The following is a 16,872-nucleotide window of genomic DNA, read 5'->3' as shown; positions in this document are numbered from 1 at the left end:
CAGTGCGCGAGGAGCCTCGAAGGATGAACGGCCGCGATGCAGCCGGGCCGCGCATCCTTCCGAGGCCTCCGCTACGCTCCGGCACCTCAGGATGACGGTGACGAAGACTACAGCCCCCGGATCATCCCCGCATCGATCAGCAGCCGGTTCAGCCGGCGCGCTTCGGCGCCGTTCTTGCAGCCGTAGAAGATCCCCTTGCAGCGGAGCATGATCTCCTTCTGCTCGGCGAAAGACGGATCGAGCGGGATGCCGGCGGCTTCCTGGATGACGAGCGGCAGATACGGGCCGTCGACCGTGTCCATCACGGCCTCGCTCTTCACCGGCTCGAAATTGACGGCGTCGATCGCGTAATAGGTCGCGTAGAGACGTGGGTCGTAGGCGTCGAGCTTCTTGCCGAGAGCACCTTCGTCGAGCCCGGGCTCGAGGATACCAGGCGCGAATTCCGGCTGGTGATCGCCGTAGCGCACGATCAGGAAGGGCTCGCCGGGGTAATTCTTCTTCAGGCCCGCGAGGAAAGCCTTGTACTGCTCGGCGCTCATCGCCTGTCGGCGCAGATATTCGTCGATCGACGGCATATTGCCCGGCGCGCGCCAGTTCGGCAGCAGATCGGGGCGGAAGCGCGTCTCCCAGGGGAAATGATTGGCACCGAGGTAGATGAAGGTGAACAGCGGCTTGTTCGGCGTCCGCTCACCCATCAGCCGGAGCGCCTTGTCGTAGAAGAAGCTATCCGGCTCGACATCCTTGGCGCCGAGATCCTTGGAGTCGAAGAATCGTTCAACGCCGGTCGTCAACTGAAAGCTGCGCGCGGCCATGAAGCCGCCATAGGCAGGATAGAGCGACATCGTGTCGTAGCCGCAGCGGCGCAGCGCCAGCGGCAGGCCGCGCTCGACACGGCCTGTCGCGATGCGCGTCACGAAATAGGCGAAGCGGCCGAACGAGCGCGAGGAAAGGCCCGCAAGCACGTTGTATTCGGTGAACCAGCTCGGCCCGCCATTGCTCTCGGCCAGAAATGTGCGCTCCTTGCCGTCCCAGGATTTGAAGTGGCGGCCATAGCCTTGCGGCACCTTGATGCCCTGCGCGGCGCGGATGTCGAAGCTCGATTCATCATGGACCATGATGATGTTCGGCCGACGGCCCGCGGGATGGCACGCATCGACCAGTGGCAAGTTGAGCCGTTCGTTGGTCGAAGCAGCGGACTCCATGAAGCCGTATTGCGCGAAGTCGGAGACCGCGCTGACGCCGGAGCGGAAGAATTTCGAGAGATAGCCGTCGTCGTAATAGCCGCGCCAGGCCTCGTCCGGATGATAGAGCGAATAGCCGACCAGCGCGGCGAGGCAGCCGAGCATGGAGGCGAGCGCCGGCAGCCTGCGGATGCGGAACGGATCGAGCCACCACAGCGCATACATCAGCGGCAGCGTGACGAGACCCGCCAGAACCACCGACCAGCGCAAATTCGGGAAGATCGTGAACAGGAACGCCACCGTGTCGCGGTCGATCATCATCAGGTCGATGAAATTGACTGTCATCTGCACGACGTCGTGCTTCAGGCGTGACAGCAGCACCAGCACCACGACCATGGTCAGCGACAATGCACCCGACAGCGCCGGCCGCCGCAGCAGCGCGATCCAGAAGAAGTTGAGGATGCCCCAGGCCAGCACGAAGGCGAGCCGCGCGCCGAAATCCGTCTCGGTCTCGTACATCAGTGCGAGCGCGGCAAGATGGGGCGCCGCAACCGCGAGCAGCCGCCAGATGCCGAGCGCGGCGACACTCGCCAGCACGGCGGTCGCGGCAGAAGGACCTGGATTGGGCGCGGGCGGCATCGACGACACGCTAAACTTTAGTCCGGCGGGTGATGCCAAGCGTCTCGCGTTTGAAAAATCGCGAAGGCGTCCGACGCAGCCGGAAGCCTGCACCGTGTCACAAAACTGTAACGGAACGGTCAAGGACAAGCAACGCGCGCAGCGATCCGACCTTTGCTTATTGTTAGTGAGCGGCGAAGCGCCGCACGGCCAACTCTATCTCCTCACGCTGAGGGCCGGCAGGCGCGCTAGGGTTTGGCAATCCCGGCGATGAACAGGTCGATGACCCCTTCCGCCATCCGCTCGATCTCGTCCTCCTCCACGCCCCAGCGCGGAAGGTGGCCGTCGAGATTCATCCTGGCAAAACCATAGACCAGGGCGCGGCCGGCGATCTGGATGCGCTTGAGGTCGGCCGACCGCAGCAGGCCCTGCTTTGCCGCCTCAATCAGTATTCCCTCGGTCAGCGCGATCAATTCGGCATTGTCGCGCGTCAGCTCCGCCGAGCTGCCATGGGCGAAATAGCGCCCGGTGGAGATGATCTCGAAATGCGCGGGATTGCGCCTCGCCCAGCGCACGTAGGCGAGGCCGAAGGCGCGGAAGCGGCCGAACGGGTCGGCGGCCGGTGCCTGGTCCAGCGCCACCTCGATCTCGGCACGGAAGCGCCGCTGCGCCTCCTCAGCCACCGCTGACATGAGCGCGTCGCGGTTGGGGAAGTGCCGGAACGGCGCACCCGGCGAAACCGCGGCCCGGCGTGCGGCCTCGCGCACCGAGATTTCGGCCCCCTCCGCCGCCAATTGCAGCGCAGCGTCGATCAACACGCGGCGGAGATCGCCGTGGTGATAGGGCCGGACTTCAGAGATGTTGCGGCGAGCACGCGGCTTGGCCGGCTGTCGGGCAGGCATGGAGCTTCCTAGCATCACCCGAACGTGAATGTAAGCAGTGATTACACCATTGACCGCGCAGCCAAGCCATATGTAATCGGTGATTACATAATGGAGCAAATCGCATGTCACAACGCCAAAGCTGGTTTGAAGGCTGGCGGCTGCTTGCCGTCCTCGCATTGAGCCTGATCGCACTTAGCCTGTGGATTGCCTCGATGCGTCAGTTCGAGGTCGAGGGCGCACGGATGGTGATCCGTTTCACGGCAAGAAGCTCGCTCCTGCTGTTCTGCCTTGCCTTCAGTGCCGCGGCACTGGCGCGGCTGTGGCCCAACGCCTGGACGCGCTGGCAGTGGCGCAACCGGCGCTATCTGGGCCTGAGCTTCGCCACCTCCCACGCCATCCACGCGGTTGCGATCGTCGCGTTCGCCAGGATGGATCCGGCAAGCTTTGCCGAAGCCACCTCGGCGGCCTCCTACATCTTCGGCGGCATCGGCTATGCCGTCATCATCGCCATGAGCGCGACTTCGTTCGACCGCATCGCAGCGCTGCTCGGGCCGCACGCCTGGCGCGCGCTGCACCTTGCGGGCGGATACTATCTCTGGTTCCAGTTCATGGTGTCGTTCGGCAAGCGCGTGCCGGCGATGCCGCTCTACGCCGCGTTTCTCATTCCGCTGATCGCGGTGATGACGCTGCGCCTGGTCGCGATGGCCGCTCGGCCGCGCCGACGGACGGCCGAGGCGAGCTGAACGTCGGTCAGCCCTGCGGCAGCAATCCGAGACGCTTGGCGATGATACGGTCGACCACGCGCTTGGGCAGCGTGGCCGTCATCAAATGTCGCATCCGGTCCGGCGTGATCTGGTAGCGAACCTTGGGTCTCTCAGTCGTGAGCGCCTCGAAAACGACCTCGGCGATCCGCTCGGCCGGCAGCCCGGTCTCGCCGAGCTTCATCATGAACGCCTTGACCTTGTTCAGCGCTGGCAGATACGGCGAGTTCTGGTAGACGGAGAGATCGATCTGCTCGGCCTTGCTCCAGATCGGCGTCTTGACCGCGCCGGGGGCGACGATGATGACGTCGATGCCGAACAGCATCAGTTCGCGGCGCAAGCTTTCCGATAGCCCCTCGATGGCGTGCTTGGAGGTGCAGTAGGGCGCCGACAGCGGATTGCCGTTCTTGCCCGCGACCGAGCTGATCATCACGATCCGTCCCTTCGGCCCCTTCAGCGACAGGTCGGCACCGAGCAGCGGCCCAAAAGCCTGCGTCGCGATCACAGGGCCGATCACGTTGATGTCCATCTGGCGCCGGAAATTGTCGACCGACAGTTCGAGCACGGGACCGGCGACCGCGACACCGGCATTGTTGACCAGACCGGCCAGCGTCTCGCCGCCCAGCACCCCGCGTACTTCTCGTGCGGCGGCCAGCACGGCAGCCTCGTCGGTGACATCGAACAGCAGCGGGGTGAAGTTCGCGCCAAACTCACCGTTGAGCCGGTCGGCGTCCGCCTGCTTGCGGACGCTGCCGAAGACGCGATAGCCGCGCCCGATCAGCAATTTTGCAGTGGCCCAGCCAATGCCGGTGGACGCGCCGGTGACGACGACGGATCGCATGGTCTTTCCCCCCAACAGTTCCCGCGATCATAGGACAAAGACGTCAGTGCGCAACGCCGCCCGACACTCAAGGGGGCGCCGCAGATGTCAGTTCTTAAGATGAAGCGGCGCGCGAACGTCGCGGCGCGGGATGGATCGCGCCTTCACAATGCGGGTGAAGAGCCGAATCCTTACCCCTGAAGACGCTAGGCTTTCGGCGTTCACGCGCTTCTGAAAGATTTTGAAAAACCACGCGAGACCAAGAATGTGGTTTAAGCGTCAGTTCTTCGTTCTCAGGGAGTACTTCAGTTCGCGAAGAATTTGAATGAAGCAGCAATGCTTCGCGCGAGACGAAAAGAGCGAGACCGCTGTTTGCGATCCCGCTCAGATATAGTCGCGAAGGTTTAAGAATTGGTTTGGCGAGCGAAGCTTGTGTTTCGCTCCCGTATCCCGACGCGGCGTAAACGATACGCCGCGTCCGGACGACGGCGACTTAGTTCTTCGACTTGTCGACCAGCGCGCCCTTCTTGATCCAGGGCATCATGTCGCGCAGCTTGGCGCCGACTTCCTCGATCGGGTGCTCGGCGAGCTTGGCGCGGGTCGCCTTGAACGAGGTCTGGTTGACCTTGTTCTCGAGCATCCAGTCGCGGGCGAACTTGCCGCCCTGGATGTCGGCGAGGACACGCTTCATCTCGGCCTTGGTCTCGGCGGTGACGATGCGCGGGCCGGTGACGTACTCGCCATACTCCGCGGTGTTGGAGATCGAGTAGTTCATGTTGGCGATGCCGCCTTCATAGATCAGGTCGACGATCAGCTTCACCTCGTGCAGGCACTCGAAATAGGCCATCTCCGGCGCGTAGCCAGCCTCGACCAGCGTCTCGTAGCCGCCCTTGATCAGCTCGACCAGGCCGCCGCAGAGCACGACCTGCTCGCCGAACAGGTCGGTCTCGCACTCTTCCTTGAAGGTGGTCTCGATGATGCCGGCGCGCCCGCCGCCGACGGCGGAGGCGTAGGACAGGCCGAGGTCGTGGGCGTTACCCGAGACGTCCTTGGCGATCGCGATCAGGCAGGGCACGCCGCCGCCGCGCTGATACTCCGAGCGCACGGTGTGGCCGGGGCCCTTGGGCGCGATCATCAGCACGTCGAGATCGGCGCGCGGGTCGAGCAGATTGAAGTGGACGTTGAGACCGTGCGCAAACACGAGGGCGGCGCCCTTCTTCATGTTGTCGTGCAGGTGCTCGCGATAGATGTCGCCCTGGAGCTCGTCCGGGGTCAGCATCATGACGAGGTCGGCCCATTTGGCGGCCTCGGCGACTTCCATCACCTTGAAGCCGGCGGCTTCCGCCTTCTTGGCCGAGGCCGAATCCTTACGGAGCGCAATCGTCACTTCCTTGACGCCGGAGTCCTTCAGGTTGAGCGCATGGGCGTGGCCCTGGCTGCCGTAGCCGACGATGACGACCTTCTTGCCCTTGATCAGGTTCAGGTCGGCGTCGCGATCGTAATAAACACGCATGGTCGTTTCCTCATTCAGGGGCCGGAATCGGCCGTTGGTCAGATCTCGTCAGTCAGGTCTTGTCATTCAGGTCTTGGACGCTGAAATTTGCGGATTTCGGAGGCTGTCTAGAGCATTTTCAGCCCACTGGGAAACCCGATTCTGCATGGAAATCCGCGACATCATGCATCCATGAAAACGGGGTAGAGAGACGTCAGCAGCAGGATCGCCATCAGGATATTGAAGGCGCGGACCAGCCGCTCGGAGGTCAGGACCGGCCGCAATGCCGTGCCGAAAAAGGCCCAGACCACGGTCGAGACCGTGCCCACGAGCAGACTGATCAGGGTCTGGATCGCGATGTTGAGCGGGAATTGGGCGATGGCCGCATAGGCGGTGATGGTGCCGATCACGATCACCCAGCCCTTGGCATTGATCCACTGGAACATGGCGGCGCCCCAGAAGGTCATCGGACCGCGGGCGCTCCCTTCGCCCGGCTTGACCGCGCCGGAGAAGGCGATGACCGCGGCCAGGTAAATCAGATAAGCGGCGCCGGCATATTTCAGGATGGTCTGAAGAATGGGATAGGCCAGGAATACCGTGCCGAGACCGAGGCCGACTGCACCGACCATGAAGGCAAAGCCGATGGTGATGCCGGCGATGTGCGGGATGGTGCGACGGAAGCCGTAGGTCAGTCCCGACGACAGCAGCATGATGTTGTTCGGCCCCGGCGTGAAGAACATCACGAGGGCGAAGATGATGAAGGCGTAGAGCAGCGACTGAGACATGTTCACCTCACGCGACCTTGGCCAGCGCCCGCGGGCGCCGCGCCAGCACCATCACCGCGATGCCACCGACCACGGTCAGCATGCCGGCAAGCCGCAACGGGCCGAACTTCTCGCCGAACACGATGCTCGACGCGGCCGAGCCGACGAACGGCACCAGAAGCGCGAACGGCACCACTTGCGCCGCGGGATAGTCACGCAGCAACCGGCCCCACAGCCAATAGGCGATGCTGGTGGAGATGGCGCCGATCACCAGCAGGCAAATGAGGCCGGTGAGCGACATGTGGATCAGCGACTGCCAGGTCGGCGCCGGTCCGTTGACCACCAGCGTGAGCGCGAACAGCGGCATCGCGGTGGCGAGACACAACCAGGCGAACAGATCGAACATCGGCACGCCGCGAGCACCGCGTAACAGGATATTGCCGATCGCAAAACTGACCGGCGCGATCATCAGCACGGCGAAGGCACCGACGCTGAAATCATAACCAACGGTGCCGCAGATCATCAGGAGACCGACGGCTGCGATGACGATGCCCAGCGTCTGCGCCGGCGTCGGCCGCTCGCCGAATGCGATCGCGGCAAGGCCGATCGTGAACAGTGCCTGGCTCTGCACGACGACGCTGGTCAACCCCACCGGCACGCCATGGGCGATGCCGTAGGCCTGGCTCAGAAACTGGCCGAGAAAGAGCGTGAAGCTGATGGCGATCAGGAGCGACCAGGCAATCTTCGGCTTGCGAATGAACAGGCACGGCACCGCGGCAATCGTGAAGCGCATCGCCGTCATAAGCTCCGGCGAAAATTCGTCGAGCGCAATCCGGCTCGCCACGAAGGCAAGCCCCCAGATGATCGCCACCAGGATGGCGATGAGGATGTCGGCCGGCTTCATTGTTGTTCCCGGTTCTGCCTTGTCGTGCAGCCCTGTTGTTGTCGTCTAGTCTTGCTCGCCGGCCTTTACGTGGAAGAATTGGATTTCCGCAGCAGATAAGTGCCGTGCATAGGGGCGTGGTAATCGGCCGAGACCACTGTGAAGCCGACATCGGTCAGCATCCGCTCCATGACCCAGCCAAAAGTGGAATATTCGTCGCGCATGTGGGTGACGACGCTGTCACGCGAGACATCGTGGTTCTTGATCTCAAAGTCGGCCCATTGCTCGACGTCGCGCTCGACGGCATCGGGCATCGAGGCGTAAACGATGTCGCGCAAATAGAAGGTCGCACCGGGCTTGAGCGCGCGATAGATCCGCGACATCGCCACCGCCTTCCAGAAATCCGGCAGATGGTGCAGCGTGAACTCGCTGACGATCAGGTCATAGGATTCCGGCCGGTAGGCAAAACTGAGCAGGCCGGCAGACTGCGTGCGCACAGGCGCCTTGCGATCGCGCGCATAGATCTCGGCGAGCGCCAGCATCGCGGGCGAGATGTCGATGGCGTCGACCTCGGCACCCATCAGCGCCGCCTCGGTCGCGAGCACGCCGTTGCCGCATCCGATGTCGGCGATGCGCCAGCCGCGTTGGACCCCGAGCATTTTCAGCGCGGCGCGCGCCCGCAGATCGGCGTCGTCGTGGCTGTCGTAGATCGACGCCACGGCGGGCCCGATGCCCATCCGGTTCCGCTCGTTATAGTACCAGTCGCGCGCCAGCATGGTTCACATCCCTTCGGGCCCGCGGCCGATCGCGGCAACGCCGGTGCGCGACACTTCGACGAGGCCAAGCGGACGCATCAGGTCGATAAACTGGTTGATCTTGTCGGTATTGCCTGTGATCTCGAACACAAAGCTCTCGGTGGTGGCGTCGATCACGCGGGCGCGGAACGCATCCGCCAGCCGCAGCGCCTCGACGCGATGCTCGCCCTGCCCGCGCACCTTCACCATCGCCAGCTCGCGCTCGATCGAGCGTTTCGTCAGCGTCATGTCGACGACGCGATAGACGGGGATCATGCGATCGAGCTGATGCTTGATCTGCTCGATCACCATCGGCGTGCCGGTGGTGACGATGGTGATGCGCGAGAGATGCTTCTGGCTCTCGGTCTCCGAGACGGTGAGGCTCTCGATGTTGTAGCCGCGCCCCGAGAACAGGCCGATGACGCGCGCGAGCACGCCGGGCTCGTTCTGCACGAGCACCGAGAGCGTGTGCGTCTCGTTCGGATCGTGGCGCTCCTCGATGAAATAGGCGGATGCGGGTTGGTTCATTGTCGTCCCCTCTATTCTCGTCGTTACGCCGTCGCCCGAAGGGCGACCGGCGCATCCGTCCCGACCCAATCGCGGAACAGATCGAAATCGATATTGCCGCCGGACAGCACGAGTCCGACGCGCTTGCCCGACAGTTTCGTCTTTTCCTGAAGCGCCGCGGCGAGCGCGGCGGCGCCGGCGCCTTCGGCGAGATTGTGCGTGTCGGTCCAGTAGGCGCGGATCGCGGCGGCGACCTCGTCGTCGGTGACCTCTACGATGTGCGAAGCGCCCTTGCGGATGATGGCGAGCGCTTCCGGATCGGGAATCCGCGTCGCCAAGCCGTCCGCGAGCGTGTTGCTGGTCTCGGTCGTCACGACGTGGCCTGCCGCAAACGACAACGCGTAGGACGGCGCCTCCGTCGATTGGACGCCAACGATCTCGGTCTTCAGGCCCAGCAGATCTCGCGCCATGATGCAGCCGCAGATGCCCGAGCCCTGCCCGATCGGCACATAGAGGATGTCGAGATCCGGTGCAGTCCTGAACAGTTCAAGCGCATAGGTCGCCACACCCAGAACAAGGTCCGTATGGAACGACGGCACGATGTGTAACCCGGCGAACTGCGCACGGCGGCCGGCCTCCTCACGCGCAGCTTGAAAGTCCTCGCCATGCTCGACGAGCTCGGCGCCAAACATCTGCATCGCGCGGTTCTTCTCGACCGAATTGCCGCGCGGCACGTAAATCACCGCAGGCACGCCGTGGCGACTCGCTGCAAAAGCGAGGCTCTGGCCGTGGTTGCCGCGCGTCGCCGAGATGATGCCCGGAATGTTCGGCCGCTCGCGCTTCAGACGTTCGAGATAGACCAGCCCGCCGCGCACCTTGAAGGCGCCAATCGGCGTGTGGTTCTCATGCTTGACTACGACCTGTGTGCCGAGCCGCTCGGCGAGCAGCGGCCAGGCGTACGCCGGCGTCGCCGGCACCGCCTGCCCCACGATCGCATGTGCGCGTTCGAGCTCCTTCAGGTCGAACATCGCGCTCACACCAGCGCCTTGCCGCCGGCGAACGCCTTTGCGGTGGCTTCGTCGTTGGCCTGCTCCGGCAACAGCATCTCGTTGTGCGCCTTGCCGGAGGGAATCATCGGGAAGCAGTTTTCCAGCGCCGCGACGCGGCAGTCGAACAGCACCGGGCGCTTGACCGAGATCATCTCCTGGATGGCACCGTCGAGATCGCCGGGCTTGTGCACTTGGAAGCCGACGCCGCCATAGGCCTCCGCGAGCTTGACGAAATCCGGCAGCGCCTCCGAGTAGGAATGCGACAGCCGGTTGCCGTGGAGCAGCTGCTGCCACTGCCGCACCATGCCCATATACTGGTTGTTCAGGATGAAGATCTTGATCGGCAACTCGTACTGCACCGCCGTCGACATCTCCTGCATCGTCATCTGCACCGAGGCATCGCCCGCGATGTCGATGACGAGGCTGTCGGGATGGGCCACCTGCACGCCGACCGCGGCCGGCAGGCCGTAGCCCATGGTGCCGAGACCGCCCGAGGTCATCCAGCGATGCGGCTCCTCGAAACCGAAGAACTGCGCGGCCCACATCTGGTGCTGGCCGACCTCGGTGGTGATGTAGGTGTCCTTGCCGCGCGTCGCCTCGAACAGGCTCTGGATCGCGTGCTGCGGCAGGATGACGTCGTTGCTCTTTCTAAAATAGAGCGAGTTGCGGGCGCGCCACTGCGCGATCTGCTGCCACCACGCCTTGACGTCGGGCTTCTTCGCCTCCGCCTTGAACACCTGGAGGATGTCGCCGAGGATGTTGCCGCAGTCGCCGATGATCGGCACGTCGACGCGGATGTTCTTGTTGATCGAGGACGGGTCGATGTCGATGTGGATCTTCTTCGACCCCGGCGAAAACGCATCGACGCGGCCGGTGATGCGGTCGTCGAAGCGCGCACCGACGCACAGCATGACGTCGCAATCATGCATGGTCATGTTGGCTTCGTAGGTGCCGTGCATGCCGAGCATGCCGAGCCAGCTCTTGCCCGACGCGGGATAGGCGCCGAGACCCATCAGCGTGGAGGTGATCGGAAAGCCGGTGACCTCGACCAGCTCGCGCAGCAGCCTGGTCGCCTCGGGGCCGGAATTGATGACGCCGCCGCCGCTGTAGATCACGGGGCGCTTGGCATTGGCGAGCAGCGCCACGGCCTTGCGAATCTGCGTCGCATCGCCCTTCACGCGTGGCGCGTAGGAGCGATGCACGTCGGACTTGCGCGGCGGATGATAGGTGCCGGTCGCGAACTGCACGTCCTTGGGGACGTCGACGAGCACCGGGCCCGGTCGCCCCGTAGTCGCAACGTAGAACGCCTCGTGCAGCACCTTGGCGAGATCGTTGACATCGCGCACCAGCCAGTTGTGTTTGGTGCAGGGGCGCGTGATGCCGACGGTGTCGCATTCCTGGAATGCGTCATTGCCGATCAGATGCGTCGGCACCTGGCCGGAGATGCAGACCAGCGGGATCGAGTCCATCAGCGCATCCGTCAGCGGCGTCACCATGTTGGTGGCGCCGGGGCCGGAGGTCACCAGCGCGACGCCCGGCTTGCCGGTCGAACGCGCATAGCCTTCGGCGGCGTGGCCCGCGCCCTGCTCGTGGCGGACCAGGATGTGCTGGACCTCGCTCTGCTGGAAGATCTCGTCGTAGATCGGAAGCACGGCGCCGCCTGGATAGCCGAAAATGTCGGTCACGCCATGATCGATGAGCGCGCGGACGATCATCGCGGCGCCGGTCATCTGGTTCGGATCGTGGCTCTTGTCGCTCATTGGCTTGCTCCGGATGCGCTGTTGTCAGCGGCTTCGTTCGTGTCGGGTTCGGGAAATAAAAAAGGCCCCAAAGAGGGCCCCATGCACACCGCCTGTCATGTGGATGGCAGCTAGCCACCCCCGGCGGTGTGCCTGGGTACGACGGCGATAAGAAGTTTGGTAATAATGTTACGCATGGCAGTGCCCAGCTTCCCAAAGGTTGCGCGAAACATAGCGACCAACGCCCCGATGTCAAGGCAATGTGGCCGTTCCCGCGCGATTTAGGCAGTGTAGCGGCGTTCCCGGAGTTCGGCGAGCGGTAAATATGGGAGCCAAGGCACAAAAGCACGTCAGCCTGAGTCCCGTGCCGCGTTCACGATCGCCGCGAGCCAGCCCCTTGCCTCCTCCGGCTTGACCCACTCGAACTCCGGCAATTGGTGCCGGAACCAGGTGAACTGCCGCTTGGCGTAATGGCGGGTGTCGGCGCGGCCGATTGTGGCCGCTTGCTCCAGGCTGAGCTCACCGCGCAAATGCCGGATCAGGGCCGGCACGCCGTGAGCCTTCATCGCCGGCAGCAGCGGATCGAGGTTTCGGGCGGCGAGACGCTCAACCTCCTTCAGTGCGCCGGCCTCTAACATGGCGTCGAAGCGGGCGTCGATGCGGGCGTAGAGCTCGTCGCGCTCGGGCGCGAGGAACACCGCGCGAAAACTGTCCCTGCGCAAGAGCGGCGGCTGGCCCTCATGGTGCCAGTCCAGTAGCGAACGGCCGGTGGCTTCTACCACTTCGAGCGCGCGCGCAATGCGCGTGCGGTCGCGCAGGTTCAATCGCTCGGCCGCCCGCGGATCGCGACGCGCGAGTTCCGCGTGCAGCGCCTCGACGCCGTTCCGCTCCAGCCGCGCCCGAACGTCCTCGCGTAGCTCGGCAGGGATCGGCGGTACCACGGAAAGGCCCGCCGTCAGCGCCTTGAAATACAACCCGGTGCCGCCGATGAAGATCGGCTGGCGGCCTTCGGCTTTCGCCTCTTCGAGCGCCTTCGCCGCGTCGCTCACCCAGGCACCGGCCGAAAAATTGACGGCCGCATCGACGTGGCCGTACAGGCGATGAGGCACCCGCGCCTCGTCGCCCTGTGTCGGGCGCGCGGTGATGATGTGGAGGTCGCCATAAACCTGCATGGAATCGGCATTGATGACGACGCCGCCCGTGGCGAGCGCAAGCTCGAGCGCCAGCGCCGACTTGCCGCTGGCGGTCGGGCCTGCGATAAGCACGGCCTTGCCAACATGCCTTCTGCCGACTTGCCCCTCGCTCACGAAAACCTCAAATGTCCCTCGTCGCCACGCTGATCTGCAACCCGAATAATCCCGCGCTCGACTCTACCATCGTCGACGGCGCCCGCGCCGTGCTGCCACAGGCGGCTCCCGCGCACTGGCTGTTCGACGGGGTTGCAGTCGACATCCCCTTCGGCGCCGACAGTAACCTCGAAGGCGACCGTCACGCCATCGAACAGCGGTTGCGCGAGCTTCGCGGCGACCTTCCCATCGACATCGTCGTGCAGCCAGTCGGCTTCCGGCGCAAGAAGCTTTTTCTCGCCGACATGGATTCCACCATGATCGGGCAGGAGTGCATCGACGAACTCGCCGATCTTGTCGGGATGAAGACCCACGTGGCCGCCATTACCGAGCGCGCGATGCGCGGCGAGATCGAGTTCGAGCCGGCGCTGCGCGAGCGCGTTGCGCTGCTCAAGGACCTCCCCGCCAGTGCCGTCGACGAGGTGCTGGCCAAGCGCATCACGCTGACGCCGGGCGGCCGCGAACTGGTCGCGACCATGCGCGCCCACGGCGCCTATGCCTGTCTCGTCTCCGGCGGCTTCACCCTGTTCACCAGCGCGGTCGCCACCAGGATCGGCTTCCAGGAGAACCGCGCCAACGAGCTCGTCGTCCGCGACGGCAAGTTCACCGGCGAGGTGAAGGAGCCGATCTTGGGGCGCGCTGCAAAGCTCGCGACGCTGGTGGATTTGATGGAGTCGTTCGATCTCGACGACATCGACTCGGTCGTCGTCGGTGACGGGGCCAACGATCTCGCGATGATCCAGGCGGCGGGGCTGGGCGTGGCGTATCATGCCAAGCCGTCGGTTGCGGCCGCGGCCGCGGCGCGGATCGATCACGGCGATCTCACCGCGCTGCTGTATGCGCAGGGGTATCGGCGAGAGGAATTTGTGGACGGGTAGATCAGACCGCTGCCAGCTGCCTTGGGCACTGCGGCACTAATGGGTGATTGTATCGTTGACCTGATTCGAGTAGCGATTGTCGTTGGGAGATTCGATTTTAGACGCAGGTGCCGGAGATCAAGTTGGCGGAAAAAACGCTAGCGAGCGCCATTTCAGAGTTCGGGACCAATGCAAAGGCCAAGCTGAGCAATCCTGCCATTGCCGGCGCACCAGAGGACCAGCTCCGGGCCCCGCTCGAAACGCTCTTGCGTGAGCTGACCGAAATCGTCGGGCTAGCACCGAAGTCCCTCGGCCTAGTCGGCGAGACGACGCTCGCTCATTTAAAGACACGGCCTGACTACGCGGTCACGATCGCAAACGCGCTTGTCGGTTTCGTCGAAGTCAAGGCTCCGGGTAAAGGCGCCGATCCCCGAAAATTTTCCGACCCGCACGACAAGGAGCAGTGGGACAAACTTAAGTCGCTTCCCAACCTACTCTATACCGATGGCAACGCTTTCAGCTTGTGGCGCGATGGGGAGTTGGTCGGAAAGGTCATCTATCTAGAGGGCGACATCGAGACGTCGGGCGCTAAACTTGCGGCGCCTCCGACCCTTGCACCGACTATCGACGACTTCCTTCGATGGAACCCGGCTCCTCCCAGAACGGCCAAGAAGCTAGCGGAAGTCTGTGCCCGCCTATGCCGGCTGCTGCGCGACGAGGTTGTCGAGCAGATGGCGCACGGCAATGCCGGACTTACGGCGCTTGCTCAAGACTGGCGAAAACTCCTGTTTCCGCAGGCCGACGACGTGCAATTCGCGGACGGCTATGCGCAAGCAGTCACCTTTGGGCTCTTGGTCGCGCGCTCGCGAGACATTCCCCTTTCGGAAGGCGTCGACCACGCGGCCAAGGAGCTGCGAAAATCAAACTCTTTGATCGCAACCGCGCTGCGGCTTCTGACTGAAGAGGCGACCAACCAAGAAGCCCTAAAAACCTCACTCGCAACGCTGGCCCGCGTACTTGATGCCGTCAACTGGCACACCATCAGCAAGGATAAGCCTGAGGCGTGGCTCTACTTTTACGAAGACTTCTTGGAGGTCTACGACAACAAGCTAAGGAAGCGTACGGGATCGTATTACACTCCTCCGGAAGTCGTATCCGCGATGGTGAACCTTGTCGACGAAGCGTTGCGCGGCCCGCTCTTCGAACGCTCATCCGGCCTTGCCGCAGCGGACGTCGTCGTGGCCGACCCTGCGGTCGGCACCGGAACGTTTCTGCTTGGTGTCCTACGCCAGATCGCGTCCACCGTTGGAGACGATCAGGGACCCGGCGCAGTGCGGGGTGCCATAGAGGCTGCGGCAAAGCGCGTGATTGGTTTCGAACTACAGTTCGGACCGTACGCGGTGGCACAACTTCGGATCATGGCCGAGATGCAAGCACTGATGGCTACATCTCAAGTGCCTGTTCCTCCGATACCTGATCTTAAGCTCTTCATTACCGACACGCTGAGCAATCCGTTTGTCGAAGAGGAGAGCCTTGGGCAATTGTATGAGCCCATTGCAAAATCACGCCGCGACGCAAATACGATCAAGAAGACGCGGCCTATCACCGTCGTGATTGGCAATCCGCCTTACAAGGAGAAAGCCGAGGGTCGGGGCGGCTGGATCGAGCGTGGCTCGGGCGGAAAGCTCGTTGCCCCTCTCGACCGCTGGCGGCCGCCTGCGGAATGGGGCGTTGGAGCCCACACCAAACATCTGAAGAACCTCTACGTGTATTTCTGGCGTTGGGCGACTTGGAAGGTATTCGGCTCCGGGAACTACGCCGCAACCGGACTTCAGGACAAGGATGAGGAGGGGATCGTCTGCTTTATCACCGTGGCCGGATTTCTGAATGGACCCGGCTTTGAAAGGATGCGGGACGATCTTCGTCGCACGTGCTCCGAAATCTGGGTGGTCGATTGTTCTCCCGAAGGACACCAGCCCGAGGTGGCGACTCGAATATTTCAGGGGGTACAGCAGCCAATCTGCATCGTGCTCGCTTCGCGTAGACTCGGCAAGAATACATCAGAGCCCGCCAGGGTACGCTTCTACATGCTCCCCAACGGAAAACGCGAGGAGAAGTTTGAAGCTTTGAAGGAGCTGTCACTCGATGCCGGGGGATGGATCGATTGCCCTCTGGAGTGGCGAGCCCCTTTCTTACCTGCCGCGACCGGCGCATGGGCAACCTACCCCGCCCTGAGTGATCTGTTTGTCTACAATGGCCCCGGTGTTATGCCGGGCCGCACATGGATAATCGCGGCTGATCCTATGTCATTGACCCTCCGCTGGGATCGCCTAAGGGAGGAAAGGGATCCGGCGAAGAAAGAGATTCTATTCCATCCTCACGAGGGCGGCGACAAGACGCTTTTGAAAGCATCGAAAGGTGGACTGACGGGTCATGAACATCGCGCGGAGTCAGTCAACAACGATCCCGGTCCCGCCATCTCTCCGACCCGTTACGCTCTAAGATCGTTTGATCGTCAGTGGATCGTTCCAGATGCTCGGCTAATCAACCGACCAAATCCGACGCTTTGGAACGGGCATTCTTCGCGGCAGGTTTTCCTCACGGCACCCGAAGACCGCTCGCCCACAGACGGTCCTGCGATCACTTTCACCAGTCTCCTCCCGGATTTGCATCACTACAACGGCCGCGGTGGTCGAGTTTATCCGCTCTGGACCGACCAATCGAACTCTCGCCCGAACATCAAACTGAACCGCCCCGGGTTTACCGGAGGCCATTTGGTTTAAGTTATGCCGCCATGGCCGGCTGTTCCAGCATGGCGTAGTAGCGTTGCTCGGCTTCGGCCGGCGGTATGTTGCCGATGTGCTCCAGGAGCCGCCGGTTGTTGAACCAGTCGACCCATTCCAGGGTCGCGAACTCGACGGCCTCGAAGCTGCGCCATGGCCCGCGCCGATGGATCACCTCGGCCTTGTAGAGGCCGTTGATGGTTTCGGCGAGAGCATTGTCGTAGGAATCTCCGACACTGCCGACAGAAGGCTCCACGCCTGCTTCAGCCAGGCGCTCGGTGTATTTGATGGAGACGTATTGGGCGGATTCAAACGGTCGTCGCAACACTCGGAGGTAGGAGGTTGCGATGAACGTTGTAAGGCGCCGATCGGCGCGGTCAGGACGAGCCCCATT

General features: G+C 63.2%; 15 protein-coding genes. 3 read left to right on the top strand and 12 right to left on the bottom strand.

What is annotated here, in order from left to right; all coding sequences use genetic code 11:
* Positions 1–107: 107 nt before the first annotated feature.
* The gene (locus IVA74_RS07895; protein WP_247341360.1) at positions 108–1,820 is read right to left on the bottom strand and encodes a sulfatase-like hydrolase/transferase; all 1,713 of its coding nucleotides are present in this window, start codon (positions 1,818–1,820) and stop codon (positions 108–110) included.
* Positions 1,821–2,047: 227 nt separating this feature from the next.
* The gene (locus IVA74_RS07890; protein ID WP_247341358.1) at positions 2,048–2,701 is read right to left on the bottom strand and encodes a TetR/AcrR family transcriptional regulator; all 654 of its coding nucleotides are present in this window, start codon (positions 2,699–2,701) and stop codon (positions 2,048–2,050) included.
* 104 nt (positions 2,702–2,805) lie between these two features.
* Between IVA74_RS07890 and IVA74_RS07885 the strand changes: the two genes are divergently transcribed.
* Positions 2,806–3,426, top strand: coding sequence for a hypothetical protein (locus IVA74_RS07885; protein ID WP_247341356.1), 621 nt, complete (start codon positions 2,806–2,808; stop codon positions 3,424–3,426).
* 7 nt (positions 3,427–3,433) lie between these two features.
* On the opposite strand, the gene IVA74_RS07880 is transcribed toward IVA74_RS07885, so the two are convergent.
* From IVA74_RS07880 to miaA, 9 genes are all read right to left on the bottom strand, one after another.
* Positions 3,434–4,285 carry an SDR family oxidoreductase gene (locus IVA74_RS07880; RefSeq protein WP_247341354.1) on the bottom strand — a complete coding sequence of 284 codons (852 nt, stop codon included), beginning with the start codon at positions 4,283–4,285 and terminating at the stop codon, positions 3,434–3,436.
* A 472-nt stretch (positions 4,286–4,757) separates the two neighbouring features.
* Entirely contained in the window at positions 4,758–5,777 is a 1,020-nt protein-coding gene (gene ilvC, locus IVA74_RS07875) for a ketol-acid reductoisomerase (RefSeq protein WP_247341352.1), read from the bottom strand.
* A gap of 161 nt (positions 5,778–5,938) precedes the next feature.
* Complete coding sequence (locus IVA74_RS07870) at positions 5,939–6,541, bottom strand: LysE family translocator (RefSeq protein ID WP_247341349.1); 603 nt, start codon at positions 6,539–6,541, stop codon at positions 5,939–5,941.
* A 7-nt stretch (positions 6,542–6,548) separates the two neighbouring features.
* Positions 6,549–7,424 carry an EamA family transporter gene (locus IVA74_RS07865; protein WP_247341347.1) on the bottom strand — a complete coding sequence of 292 codons (876 nt, stop codon included), beginning with the start codon at positions 7,422–7,424 and terminating at the stop codon, positions 6,549–6,551.
* 65 nt (positions 7,425–7,489) lie between these two features.
* Entirely contained in the window at positions 7,490–8,179 is a 690-nt protein-coding gene (locus IVA74_RS07860; protein ID WP_247341345.1) for a class I SAM-dependent methyltransferase, read from the bottom strand.
* Positions 8,180–8,182: 3 nt separating this feature from the next.
* On the bottom strand, positions 8,183–8,725 hold the full coding sequence (gene ilvN / locus IVA74_RS07855; protein WP_007613340.1) for an acetolactate synthase small subunit: 543 nt from the start codon (positions 8,723–8,725) through the stop codon (positions 8,183–8,185).
* A gap of 23 nt (positions 8,726–8,748) precedes the next feature.
* The gene (locus IVA74_RS07850) at positions 8,749–9,732 is read right to left on the bottom strand and encodes a threonine dehydratase (RefSeq protein ID WP_247341343.1); all 984 of its coding nucleotides are present in this window, start codon (positions 9,730–9,732) and stop codon (positions 8,749–8,751) included.
* A gap of 5 nt (positions 9,733–9,737) precedes the next feature.
* Positions 9,738–11,513: an acetolactate synthase 3 large subunit gene (locus tag IVA74_RS07845; protein WP_247341341.1), complete on the bottom strand. Its 1,776-nt coding sequence runs from the start codon at positions 11,511–11,513 to the stop codon at positions 9,738–9,740.
* 329 nt (positions 11,514–11,842) lie between these two features.
* Positions 11,843–12,799: a tRNA (adenosine(37)-N6)-dimethylallyltransferase MiaA gene (miaA, locus tag IVA74_RS07840; protein ID WP_247341339.1), complete on the bottom strand. Its 957-nt coding sequence runs from the start codon at positions 12,797–12,799 to the stop codon at positions 11,843–11,845.
* Between the two features lie 11 nt (positions 12,800–12,810).
* Here miaA and serB point away from each other — a divergent pair, with 11 nt between their 5' ends.
* A complete protein-coding gene (gene serB, locus IVA74_RS07835) occupies positions 12,811–13,716 on the top strand; it encodes a phosphoserine phosphatase SerB (protein WP_247341336.1) in 906 nt (301 codons plus the stop codon).
* Positions 13,717–13,838: 122 nt separating this feature from the next.
* Positions 13,839–16,478 (top strand): type ISP restriction/modification enzyme, encoded by a 2,640-nt coding sequence (locus tag IVA74_RS07830; RefSeq protein ID WP_247341334.1) that lies wholly within the window; start codon positions 13,839–13,841, stop codon positions 16,476–16,478.
* A gap of 1 nt (position 16,479) precedes the next feature.
* Here IVA74_RS07830 and IVA74_RS07825 read toward each other — a convergent pair.
* The coding region (locus tag IVA74_RS07825; RefSeq protein ID WP_247341332.1) for an integrase core domain-containing protein at positions 16,480–16,872 on the bottom strand (393 nt) is incomplete at its 5' end.

This window comes from Bradyrhizobium sp. 132 (assembly GCF_023074185.1).
Lineage (GTDB): Bacteria > Pseudomonadota > Alphaproteobacteria > Rhizobiales > Xanthobacteraceae > Bradyrhizobium.
Note: the sequence above shows the minus strand (reverse complement) of the source record. Positions and strands in the feature narration are given on the sequence as shown.